The organism is Hydrogenoanaerobacterium saccharovorans (genome assembly GCF_003814745.1).
Taxonomy (GTDB): Bacteria; Bacillota; Clostridia; order Oscillospirales; family Ruminococcaceae; genus Hydrogenoanaerobacterium; species Hydrogenoanaerobacterium saccharovorans.
The window spans coordinates 1,069,313-1,080,945 of record NZ_RKRD01000001.1 but is presented as its reverse complement, the minus strand read 5'-3'; the positions used below and the strand labels follow the sequence as shown (position 1 = coordinate 1,080,945).

Genomic DNA, 11,633 nt, shown 5'->3' with positions numbered 1-11,633 from the left:
ATTGTTTGAAGTTTATCCTTTTTTAAAATACTCAATCCCTAACACTACCAGCCCAGTTATTAAAATGGCAAAGAAAATAAATAGTATCCCAAGCATGCCAAGTTCACATACGGTTGATAATAACCGCCCAGGCGGTGTACTCCACTCCGAAGCCATATTTTTTGCCGCAATAATGATTACTGCCAAATGACCTAATGTGCCAATAATTGCAAGAACGCCACCGATTATAGTTTTTTTCATTGCGGTCATTTCCTTCTATGTTAAATTATCCACCATAATCTTTTGTGGTTACTCTTTTGCCTTATAAAGCAGAGCGTTGCAGATAGCCGCTGCCACGTTGCTGCCTCCCTTGCGCCCTTTTGCAACAATATAAGGTATCTTCGTCTGCATAATCAGTTCTTTCGATTCCACTACGTTTACAAATCCTACCGGTACACCAATAATCAGTTCCGGCGTGATGATTCCGTCTTGTATCAACTCATACAAACGAACCAGTGCGGTTGGTGCATTACCGATGGCAAAGATAACCGGCTTTTTTAACGTTACTGCTTTATCCATACTCGCGGTGGCACGGGTGGTTCCGTTTTGTTTTGCAGTTTGTGCGATATCTTCGTCCGACATAAAACAAAAAGCTTCACCGCCGAAAGCTGCCAGTGTACTTTTGTTGATGCCCGAACGCGCCATTTGGGTATCGGTTACAATGCAAGCACCCGCCTTGATTGCGGCAATGCCCTTTTCAACCGCTTTTTCAGAAAAGCAAAGTGTACGCGCATAGTCAAAATCGGCTGTAGTATGGATTACGCGTTTGATAACAGGCTCGTTTACGGGGTCTAGGCGAATGTTGCCAAGCTCCTCACCGATTATCTCAAAACTTCTGCGCTCTATTTCAGCAGGCAGCACCTTTTGCAATTGTACTTTCATAGGCTCCAACCTTTCTCTTTTTCGTATTTAGGGTTATACGCCGTGCTCTAAAATCTTGTAAATCTGTTTCATGTCAAAAGCTTCTCGTACGCTGTCGGCAAGCAAATCATATTGTTTTTGCTTATAACCGGTAAGGTCAACCGCAGTTACCTTGCTGTAATCAAGCCCCTTTGCTTTATAAAGTGACGTTACAACCGCTTTTGCAACCTCTTCCCTATCAAAAAAGCCATGCATATAACTGCCGTAGACATTGCCGTTGACCGCACCATCGTTAAGTGTTACAGCACGTCCGCCCACTTCGGTAACTGTATTCAAGAATGCACAAGATTCTCCCTCACACGGTGCGGTTCTGCCCATGTGGATTTCGTAGCCTTCAAACGGCGCATCGGAAAGCTCACTTAGTACACCGCCCACGCAGTTTACTGTACCGCAAGCACGTGTGCGTGCCTTTTGCAGTTCGAATACCGTGGTGACAGGCAGCAAACCGATACCTGCCATACTTCCGCCATGTTCCACGTTGTGCGGGTCGTGCAGTTCTTTACCGAGCATCTGGTAGCCGCCGCAGATGCCAAACACCGCACCTCCATGCGCCGCATGCTTCTTGATTTCGGATTCCAATCCGCTTTGACGCAGCCAGAGCAAATCCTCCATTGTGTTCTTTGTACCGGGCAGTATGATTAAATCGGGCTTACCCAACTGTGCAACCGTGTTTACATACCGCAGAGATACACCGGGAACATATTCCAACGCGTTAAAATCGGTAGCATTGGAAATTCGCGGCAAACGGATAACGGCAATTTCGATATCACCTGCGGCGTTGCTGCGTTTAAACCGGTCGGAAAGGCTGTCTTCGTCATCAATATCAATATGCAGATAAGGCACTACTCCCAAAACAGGCACATGGGTGATGTCTTCAAGCATGCTAAGCCCCGGACGAAGAATCTCTTTATCGCCGCGAAATTTGTTTATAATTGTACCTTTGACCATGTCGCGCTCGTCGTCGTCCAGTAGCATCAAGGTACCTGCCAACGCTGCAAATACGCCTCCGCGGTCAATATCTCCGCACAGCAATACGGGGGCTTTTGCAAGCTTTGCCATGCCCATGTTGACAATGTCATTTTCTTTTAGGTTGATTTCAGCCGGGCTGCCGGCGCCCTCCAACACGATGATATCGTACTCTGCAGCAAGCTCGCTGTACGCCTTCATAATGTGCGGGATAAGCTCACATTTCTGCTTATAATATTGTGCGGCACTCATATTGCCCCATACTTCGCCATTTACAATCACCTGTGAACCTACGTCGTTGGTAGGTTTGAGCAAGATGGGGTTCATTCGCACGTCAGGCTCGATACCTGCCGCTTCTGCCTGCATTACCTGTGCCCTACCCATCTCCAATCCATCTGATGTGATAAACGAATTGAGTGCCATGTTTTGCGATTTAAACGGGGCAACGGTATAACCATCCTGCTTAAAAATACGGCAGAGCGCTGCGGTAAGCAGGCTTTTTCCTGCATTGGAGGTTGTCCCTTGTACCATAATTGCCTTTGCCATTCTAAATCAATCCTTTCAGGAGTGAAATCGCCTGTAAAGCGTTGCGTGTGCCAAGATTTCCGTGCTGTTGTTTGGAATTATTATATAGAATAAACGGCTGCGGGTCGGCACGGTGCCTGCCTGTAGCAGAAATAGTAGAGTGGTCTGAGCATACCAAAAATGTTGTGTCTTGCGGTGCCTGCTCAATAAGCGGTGCAACAAGTTCTGCATCAATGCGCTGAAGAAATGCCGCTTTGCCTGCTGCGTCGCACCGATGAGAAAGTTCGTCGGTACCGTTGACATGCACCATTATAAAGTCATATTTATGCACGAGTGTAAGCGCTGTGCGCACTTTGGCAGTTAGGTCGGTATCTGCATCGGCTGTAGCACCTTGCGGTGTAACCACTGTAAGCCCCATTGCAAGGGCAATGCCACGTACAATTTCAGTAGCACATACGGCTGCCCCCGATAAATTATGCAGCTCGGCAAAACTCGGCAAATTTTGTTTCACAGTCACATCCCACGGCAGCAACATATGCGTATGGGCGCTATTTTCATCTTTCCAGCAGTTTTGCAAGGCAAATTCGCTTAAACGTTGGGCAAGTGCATTGCCCTGGGGCAGCAGCTTGCTAATTGGCTCGCCGAGGTGCTGATGAGGAGGATAGGTACAAATTTTGTTTATTCGGCCCGCGCTGTTTTTAAGCACGAGCAAATTTTTGTACCCGCCTATAGGGTAAAACTTGAAGTTTTCGTGAGTTACTCTTTTATAAAGTTGGTTCTTTTGCATATCCGAAAGGTCGGCTGCACAAGAGCTTTGCAGTATGCCGTGCGCATCAACCGAAACTAAGTTGCAACGGCACACAGCATCCTCTTCTGTCAATGCAATCCCCGCAGAAACTGCCTCGAGGTATGCCCTACCTGTGGGGAGTGTTTGCGAAGGCACGCCCAGCAAGGTTGCAATACAAGTGAGGCTGTCCACCTCAAAACCCTGCGGTACGGTTAAAAACTTGCCGTATGCACCATATTGCTTCATATGCAGTAAATGCTTACAATCAGCCGCTTGGAATGGGGTTTTACCGCCTAAAAAGTCTACAGGGTCGTCGGTAAGCCCGTCTAAAATCAGCATCATCATGGGCATAAGGCAAATTCCTCCATTGCACAAATCAGCTTGATGTTATCGTTGTGCGATTTTACGGCAATGCGGCAAAACTCACCTGTAAGCCCCTTGTAATTGCCGCAATTGCGAATCAGTATACCTTTTGCCTCCAGCTTGCTAGATAAGTTGCTGATATGCGGGCGAAAAAATATAAAGTTTGCATGCGAGCCATAAACTTTACATCCAAGACGGCACAACTCGGCTCTGAGGTAGGCACGCTCTTGCGAAATGATTGTTTTGGTTCGGGTTATATACTCTTTTTCGCGTAACGCCTGCACACCCGCAGCCTGCGCAATGTTGGATACACCCCAAGGTGAACCGCAGAGATACATTTTATCTAGCAGTGCATGGTTGCTGCACAGGCAGTACCCAAGCCTCAAACCTGCCATGGCATACATTTTGGTAAATGCACGCAATAAAAACAGATTATCGTAACCAGACAAGAACTCGCTCATGGTATACTCATCGGGGTCATCCAAAAAATCGCAAAAGCACTCGTCCAGTGCAAGTAAAATTTTATGCTGACGGCAATACTGTAATATTTTTTTGAGCAAAGTTTGGCTGATTGGCTGACCGGTTGGGTTGTTGGGGTTACATAAAAACAAAATATCCACATCATCTGTGAGGTCGTCCAAAATACGTTGGGTAAGTAAAAATTCCTCATTCTCTTGCAGCAAATGGTGCTTTACCTCGCACCCCGCGGCGGTAAGTGCCTGCTCGTATTCTTCAAAAGCAGGGGCTGTAACCAACGCTTTTTGTGGGCGAACCGCATACACAAGGCGGTAAATCAAGTCGGAAGCGCCGTTGCCGCAGAGGATGTACGCGGGCGGCAGGTTTTCGCTTTGAGCAATGGCGGCGGTAAGTTCGCGGCAGAGCGGATCGGGGTAGTTGGCACTGTTTTCAAGTGCAGAGATGATTGCCTTTTTTACACCCCACGGTAAACCCTGCGGGTTGATATTCGCTGAAAAATCCAGCACACCATTGGGATGATTTTCTATATAAGAGTAAATATCACCGCCGTGAACTAACTGAACCATCAGAAAACCTCCTTATTTACATAAAGCACAAAACAGCAAATTTTATTGCTGCGCTAACCGCGAAGCATAACACTGCCCCACCATACATCAAATGGTTGGCAGCAGGGATGTCATCGTAATTTACGGGGCGCAAAGCATCACCAATAGTAGGTTTTTTATAAAGCTTACCAAAATAATAAGCATCGCCCGCAAGCTGAATACGCAGTGCGCCCGCACACACACTCTCGGTTTGAGCACTGTTTGGGCTGGCATGGTTGTAACGGTCGCGCCGAAAGATTTTGACAGCATTTTTGCTATCGAGCCCCAACAGAAAAGCCGAAACAATCATAAAGTAGGCGCATAAACGCGCGGGTATATAATTTACTGCATCGTCGAGTTTCGCTGCAAAGCGCCCGAAATGCAGATATTTTTCATTTTTATAACCAAGCATAGAATCCATTGTGTTAACGCCTTTATAGAAAAAGCCCAACGGAGCGCCCCCGATTGCCAAAAAAAGCATAGGCGCCACAACACCGTCCGAGGCGTTTTCTGCAACAGTTTCTACTGCCGCTTTCGCTACCTGAATATCGGTAAGGGCAGCGGTATCGCGCCCTACAATCATTGAAACAGCCGTGCGCGCTGCGGCAAGGTTGCCTTTTTTTAGCTGGGCATATACTTTCATACTCTCGGTTTTTAAGGACTTCGTTGCAAGAATCTGGTAGCACATCAGTGTCTCCAAAGCAAGGCGTAGATAGGGGCTTATCCAATTTGCGGCTGCCAATATACCAAACGGCACAAAAGTACAAATGGCAAGTACAATCAAAACGGTAAGTACACCGCCTCGGCGCAGTGAGCTTTCATCCTTGTCAATGCGACGGCGCAGAAATGTTTCTGTTTTTTCAATAAAAATACCGATAAAGCGAACGGGGTGTGGCAACCAGTGCGGGTCACCGAAAATAAGATCAAGTACAAAGCCAAGACAAAACGCAACGAGAGAAAAAGCCATTTACAGTTCCTCGCAATCAATTTTAGAAAGTAGGGTAATCGTTTTTTGTTCGAGCCAGCTATCGGCATCAAAAAGAAAACCGCACCCGTTTGCAGCATGCCAATCGTAAAAATTACGCTGCGGTGTGGCATAGATGCTCAGCAATGCCATCAGCACACCGCCATGCGCCACAATGGCAATATCATCATAATGGTGTTTCTGTGCATCCTCTAAAATTTGCAGTAGCGCAGTACGGCATCTGGCAAAAAACTCGATTTGCGGTTCTCCGTTTGGGGCATCACTTGCACCCGAAGTATCAATCCAACGACGAAATGCGGGCACATCCTGCAACTCATCGTATGTTTTATACTCGAAATCTCCGTAATGCTGCTCACGTATATTTTCAATTACCGTATAAGGCGTATCATGGTACGCAATATCAGCCGTTTGCATGCAACGCATCATCGGGCTGACATAAACATGCTGTACCGAGGGATAATTTTTTTTTTGCGATAGCTTTTGTATTTCTTTTATACCAATTTGGCACAAAGGCATATCGGTAGAGCCTATGTAACGGCGCTGAATGTTACCCTCTGTTTTACCATGGCGGATAAATGCAATTTTCACAAGCTCTCCCCTTTCAGAACAGTGGCAATACCACAAAATACACGCTCTACGCGCTGTGCATTTTGCGCAAGGCTACAGCATATTCTACCTGTAGTTTCGCGCCAATCACGTTCAAAACGCTCCAACGGCACCACACCGCAACCGATTTCATCGGTGATAATAATGACCTCGGGGTTGTTCACAAGCAGCCTTTCTACATAAGCGTGAGGGTCATCTCCCTGTTGTATGAGCCTTTTTATTACCCGATGCAAGCCGTTGAGAACGACGATATTTTGCACATCAGAAACACTACAGGTGCTGCCCTGAGTAACCTGTGCTTTCGTTAAATTTGTTTGAGCAAGGGCATAATTCAGCTTGCCTTGGTGCGCCCCGCCAATAATCAGCGTCATTGCAAAATCCCCCTAACCGCTACCACAGCTGCCAGCATTGCAAGCTCGCATAAAGATAAAAAGTGCCCTGCGAGGTCTCCCGTAATGCCACCAAAAACGCGGTAAGACATCAAACGGTAGTATAGAAAAACAAGTAATGCAGAGGTAGCAACTGCCCCGCCGATAATCGGTGAAATGATAAGCATTGCACCAATACAAAAAAAGATAAATACAAGCATTGTAATACGTACATTCTTTTTTTGTGCACCATCCGAAAATGCCGCAACCAAACCGCTGCCCTTTGCACAGCGAAAGGTGACAACCGAAAACCCGCTGAGCGAACGAGATAAAACGTACCCAATTGCCAGCACAGACAAGTTTTTTGAGGTAAAGGCAAGCTCTGCCCAAAGTGCAAAACTGAGCAGCAAGTAGGAGATACAGCCCATTACTCCAAAAGCACCGATATGCGGGTCGCTGAGAATTTCCAACTTGCGTTGGGTACTTTGGTGCGAAGACAACGCATCTGTTGTATCGCAAAATCCATCCAGATGAATACCGCCAGTTACAAGCAAAGGCAGCAAAGTACAAACTGCAGCACGTAAAATAACGCCAATTTGCATTGCACCCGCCAAAACTGCCCACAGGTAAAGCAATGCACCCAAAACCGCGCCAATCAACGGAAAAAAGCACATGGCATATTTCATGTTCTGTTTGTTCCAGTCAACACGCGGCATTGGGATTTTAGAATACATGGCAAAGGCAATTACACAAGATTGCAACAGCTTCATTTGCCTTCGCTCCCTTCTTTTTTATGGTAAACGGGTATGGTATAAACAACCTCCACTACACGATGTGCAAGCTCTGCGATGCCGCGGTTAAGGCTGCCGAGCAGCTGCAAATATTGCTGCGTGCTTTCATCGTAGCTTACACCGTCGCTGAATATCTCGTTTGAAACAATAATAACGTGGTTTGCCTGCTCACAAAGGTGATGTACCCCTGTAAGTATGGCTTGTTCTGCTTGTATTCCTACACCTGTTTCACTGTAAAACTCGTTGGCGGCAAGATTGGACAAACATTCGAGCAGCACGGTAGAACCCTGCTCTACCGTAACACCGGCAAGATTGGTATAGCATTCGATGGTTTCAAACCCTTTTTGAGCACGCATTTTGCGGTGACGTGCAACGCGCGCCTCAAATTCTGTATCGTTTATACCCATGGGTTGCATGGTGGCAATATAATAGCGTTTGCCGTTGCATGTAGCAGCAAGCCCTTCGGCATATTCACTTTTACCGCTTGCAGAACCGCCTGTTACCAGTGTAAGCACAGAATTCACCGCCTTTAAACAAGAGGCTGATAATCCTCGATTTCGATTTCGGAAAAAGTACTCATATCATTGTAAACCCTGCATGCCATGCTGAGGATGGGCATAGCGGCAACTGCGCCTGTTCCCTCGCCAAGGCACATACGGCAGGTGAGAAACGGGTGCAAATTCAGTTCCTCCATCAGCAGTTTGCCCGCGGGCTCGTTAGAAACATGCGAGGCGAGCATATAACCTAGCGCATCGGGGCAAAGGCGTACCGCGCACAATGCCGCCACAGCAGATATAAAACCGTCGATGAGCACGGGGAGCTGCATCACCGCACCGCCGAGGAACACCCCAATCAGCCCTGCAATATCAAATCCACCAACCTTTGAAACGGTATCAAGCACATCATCGGGGTTGGGGTGGTTTACCGTAATGGCACGGCGAATCGCTGCTATTTTGCGTTTTAATCCTTCGCCGGAAAGGCCTGCACCGCGGCCGGTGACTTCACTAACGCTTTTATGTAACAATACAGCAGTAATGGCACTGCTTGTTGTTGTGTTGCCAATACCCATTTCTCCTGTTGCAAACAAGTCGTACCCCTGCTGTGCAAACTCTATAACGGTATTAATACCAACCTCGATGGCTGCAACTGCTTGTTCGCGTGTCATGGCAGGCTCTACCGCCATGTTTCTTGTGCCGTAGGCTATCTTTTTTACAATCAACCCATCGGCATCCACATCGCGTGAAACACCAATATCAACAGGTACAACCTTTGCACCCGCAACTTGCGCCATACTGCACACACTGGTGGCACCCGTAGTAAAATTTTTGGTAACCACAGCGGTTACCTCCTGCGATGTTTGGGTAACGCCCTCGGCAACCACACCATTGTCGGCACACATTACAACTACACAAGGCTTTGCAATTTCTATGTTTTTGCCGCGCTTCATAGCCGCAAGCGAAATGACGGCATCTTCAAGCAACCCTAGGCTCTGCAAAGGCTTGGCTATGCTATTCCAGCGCTGCTGTGCCTGCTGTGCCGCTGTATGGTCGGCAGGCTGTATTTGAGAGAGTGCTTCTTCAAAGGTCATCAAGGTCACGTACCTTTCTGTAATTATCGCATTGCTTTAAAAAACGATAGGCGAGATTTGGTTGGGAATAAAAATGCATGTGAGGATAACCCGCATATAAATTGCTGTTCGCATGCACACACTGCCAACTACGGTTGCCTGTGGGCTTTTGTGCGAGAACACCGTTCCCGTTATCGGTACTGTCCCAGTAATGGAACTCGTGTGCCGGCGTAACCTCCCCTGCTTTATGCAGCATACTGTCGCACTGTGCGGTAAGGTTTGCATAGCCAAAACGGCAAAGCTTGTGCGTATTAAAACTTTTCGCATCGATAATGCCGACCATGGGGTAAACTAATCCGTCTGCCCCCTCTATGGATTGATGCAAATACATAAACCCCCCACACTCGGCAATACAAGGCAGCCCTTTCTGAAGTGAAGTATATACACTTTGCAGCATAGCTTTATTGCTTGTAAGCTGCTCGGCATATATTTCGGGGTAGCCACCGCCTAAAAATAAACCGTCAATTTTTGAGGGCAAGGCTGTGTCGGCAATGGGGCTAAACTCAACCAGCTCAGCGCCTAGTTCGCGCAGCAGGTCGAGAGAATCTTCATAATAAAAGCAAAAAGCATTGTCGCGTGCTACGGCAACACGCAAAGGCGGTGTGTTTTGCAAAGGTACAGGCAGCTTGGGCGGTGTAAATGTGGGTTTTTGTGCGGTCTGAGCAAGTTCCAATAAAAAGCCCAAATTAATCGTCTGCTCTGCCTGTGCGGCAAGTTCTTGCAGCTTTTGCTTTAGGTTTTGTATTTCTGACGCTGTTACCAAACCAAGGTGACGGCTTTCGAGTGAACAATCTTTTAGGTTGGGCAGATAGCCTGCCACAGAGATACCTGTTTCCTCTTCAATCACCTGTTTGAGCATGGGGTAGGTCATCGAATTACAGCGGTTGAGCACAACAGCTTTTATGTTATTGTCATCGCGCAAAGATAGAAAACCCTTCACCTGCGCCGCCGCAGAAAGTGACATACCCTGCACGTTGAGCACCAGTACCACAGGGGTTGCGGTTGCTTTTGCAAGATGGTAACTGCTGGCTTGCGTCGTAGTGCCACCCACTCCATCGTAAAAGCCCATGACACCTTCAAGAATCGACAGGTCGCATTCTGCAGCATTTTTTGCAAGTAAATAATTTGCCGTGTTTTCACTGTAGAAAAACAAATCCAAATTACGGCTTTTGGCACCGATTACCTGTGAATGAAACATCGGGTCGATATAATCGGGGCCGCATTTAAACGATGCCAATTTTAGCCCGTGGTTGACAAACGCCTGCAAAACAGCACATGTTACCGTTGTTTTGCCCGCACCGCTGTTTGCCGCCGCAAACATGATGCGCGGAACATTACCGTTCATCGGTATGCCCTCCTCCGCTTAATACATAGACAGGGTTCTGCCCCATCATCATGTGATGGCTGCCCACCACCTTAGCGCGTGCAACCGAAAGCTGTACAATACTGGTATTAACAAGTTGATATTGACAAAAACAATTGGTTGCCGCGGCTACCGTTTCTAATGTAATCGCATTAACTACGATGCGCACGTGCGGATTCTTTTGCAGTGCAATCGCAACAATCTCGGCAAGGCTGCCGGAAGAACCGCCGATAAACAGCGCATCGGGTGCAGGCATGTCTGCAAGTGCCTCCGGTGCCGTACCCGCTACGATATGCAGGTTGTACACACCAAAATTCGCCTTGTTTTGGTGAAGAAGCTCCAACGCGGCAGGGTTCTTTTCGATTGCGTACACTACGCCATCGGGCAAAATACGCGCAATCTCTACACAAACCGAACCGGTTCCCGCTCCCACATCCCAAACGGTATTATCACCGCGCAGGTTGAGAGCGGAGATAGACACCGTGCGCACCTCCGACTTGGTCATGGGTGCATCACCGCGTAAAAAGCATTCATCGGGTAAACCATGCGTAACAGGCGGCGAAACAGGATGACTGTTAAAAACAAGCATCGCGGCAAGCGGCGAAAACTGCTGCTGCATACACTTATGTGCTGTAGCATAGGTAATCTTTTCGTCTTGGTAAGATAACCGCTCGCCCACGCAAACTTGCACATCCCCCAAACCTACAGCACAAAGCTGCGCACATAGCTCGGATACACTTTGATTTTTACCGCCCGTAAGTACAAACACCTTTGCATGATGCCGAACAGCCGTAACTAGGTTTTGCTTTCTCCCGTGCATACTGATGAGTTTTGCATCATCCCAAGTGGTTTTTGCTTTGGCACAAAGGTACTGTACACTGCTAATGCCCGCAATGCACTCCACCTCGTAATGGCAAAGCAGCTCGCAGAGACGTTTTGCTCCGCTGTAAAAGCCTACATCACCGCTCATAAGCACCGACACTTTATAATAATCGGGGTGCTCTTTAAGATAATCAACTATTTCTTCTGCCGAGCAGGAAGAAAAGCGCGCGGCATTTACTTCGCCAAAACTATCGAGCATACGCTGTGCACCAATGAGACAATCGCTGTTTGCAATAATTTGTTCTGCTTGCGAGGTGAGGGTAGCGGGGTTGCCCATGCCAATCCCCACTAAGTAAATTTTCGCCGTCTTCGCCTTTTCTTTCTCGTTCATAAGTACCTCCTGTATGGA

13 protein-coding genes are annotated in these 11,633 nt (G+C 47.6%); all 13 read right to left on the bottom strand.

Annotated features, from left to right (window positions below):
- Positions 1 to 12: 12 nt before the first annotated feature.
- Genes EDD70_RS05005 through cbiE form a run of 13 tightly spaced genes read right to left on the bottom strand, consistent with a single transcriptional unit; the run spans position 13 to position 11,615 of the window.
- Positions 13 to 240 carry a hypothetical protein gene (locus EDD70_RS05005; RefSeq protein WP_092752386.1) on the bottom strand — a complete coding sequence of 76 codons (228 nt, stop codon included), beginning with the start codon at positions 238 to 240 and terminating at the stop codon, positions 13 to 15.
- Positions 241 to 288: 48 nt separating this feature from the next.
- On the bottom strand, positions 289 to 921 hold the full coding sequence (locus EDD70_RS05000; protein WP_092752388.1) for a precorrin-8X methylmutase: 633 nt from the start codon (positions 919 to 921) through the stop codon (positions 289 to 291).
- 33 nt (positions 922 to 954) lie between these two features.
- Positions 955 to 2,472, bottom strand: coding sequence for a cobyric acid synthase (locus EDD70_RS04995; RefSeq protein WP_092752390.1), 1,518 nt, complete (start codon positions 2,470 to 2,472; stop codon positions 955 to 957).
- Between the two features lies 1 nt (position 2,473).
- On the bottom strand, positions 2,474 to 3,589 hold the full coding sequence (locus tag EDD70_RS04990; protein ID WP_092752392.1) for an alkaline phosphatase family protein: 1,116 nt from the start codon (positions 3,587 to 3,589) through the stop codon (positions 2,474 to 2,476).
- A complete protein-coding gene (locus EDD70_RS04985; RefSeq protein WP_092752394.1) occupies positions 3,580 to 4,644 on the bottom strand; it encodes a pyridoxal phosphate-dependent aminotransferase in 1,065 nt (354 codons plus the stop codon). Before EDD70_RS04985 ends, EDD70_RS04990 begins: the two co-directional genes overlap by 10 nt.
- A 16-nt stretch (positions 4,645 to 4,660) precedes the next feature.
- Positions 4,661 to 5,629, bottom strand: a complete 969-nt coding sequence (cbiB, locus tag EDD70_RS04980; protein ID WP_092752396.1) for an adenosylcobinamide-phosphate synthase CbiB — start codon at positions 5,627 to 5,629, stop codon at positions 4,661 to 4,663.
- Positions 5,630 to 6,235 carry a histidine phosphatase family protein gene (locus EDD70_RS04975; protein ID WP_162840811.1) on the bottom strand — a complete coding sequence of 202 codons (606 nt, stop codon included), beginning with the start codon at positions 6,233 to 6,235 and terminating at the stop codon, positions 5,630 to 5,632.
- The gene (locus EDD70_RS04970; protein ID WP_092752400.1) at positions 6,232 to 6,624 is read right to left on the bottom strand and encodes a bifunctional adenosylcobinamide kinase/adenosylcobinamide-phosphate guanylyltransferase; all 393 of its coding nucleotides are present in this window, start codon (positions 6,622 to 6,624) and stop codon (positions 6,232 to 6,234) included. The genes EDD70_RS04975 and EDD70_RS04970 overlap by 4 nt, the downstream gene beginning before the upstream one ends.
- Positions 6,621 to 7,391: an adenosylcobinamide-GDP ribazoletransferase gene (locus EDD70_RS04965; protein ID WP_092752402.1), complete on the bottom strand. Its 771-nt coding sequence runs from the start codon at positions 7,389 to 7,391 to the stop codon at positions 6,621 to 6,623. The genes EDD70_RS04970 and EDD70_RS04965 overlap by 4 nt, the downstream gene beginning before the upstream one ends.
- On the bottom strand, positions 7,388 to 7,927 hold the full coding sequence (locus EDD70_RS04960) for a bifunctional adenosylcobinamide kinase/adenosylcobinamide-phosphate guanylyltransferase (RefSeq protein WP_092752404.1): 540 nt from the start codon (positions 7,925 to 7,927) through the stop codon (positions 7,388 to 7,390). The genes EDD70_RS04965 and EDD70_RS04960 overlap by 4 nt, the downstream gene beginning before the upstream one ends.
- Positions 7,928 to 7,941: 14 nt before the next feature.
- A complete protein-coding gene (cobT, locus tag EDD70_RS04955; RefSeq protein ID WP_092752406.1) occupies positions 7,942 to 9,000 on the bottom strand; it encodes a nicotinate-nucleotide--dimethylbenzimidazole phosphoribosyltransferase in 1,059 nt (352 codons plus the stop codon).
- Positions 8,990 to 10,384, bottom strand: a complete 1,395-nt coding sequence (locus tag EDD70_RS04950) for a cobyrinic acid a,c-diamide synthase CobB (protein ID WP_092752408.1) — start codon at positions 10,382 to 10,384, stop codon at positions 8,990 to 8,992. The genes cobT and EDD70_RS04950 overlap by 11 nt, the downstream gene beginning before the upstream one ends.
- Entirely contained in the window at positions 10,374 to 11,615 is a 1,242-nt protein-coding gene (cbiE, locus tag EDD70_RS04945) for a precorrin-6y C5,15-methyltransferase (decarboxylating) subunit CbiE (RefSeq protein WP_092752411.1), read from the bottom strand. The genes EDD70_RS04950 and cbiE overlap by 11 nt, the downstream gene beginning before the upstream one ends.
- Positions 11,616 to 11,633 lie beyond the last annotated feature (18 nt).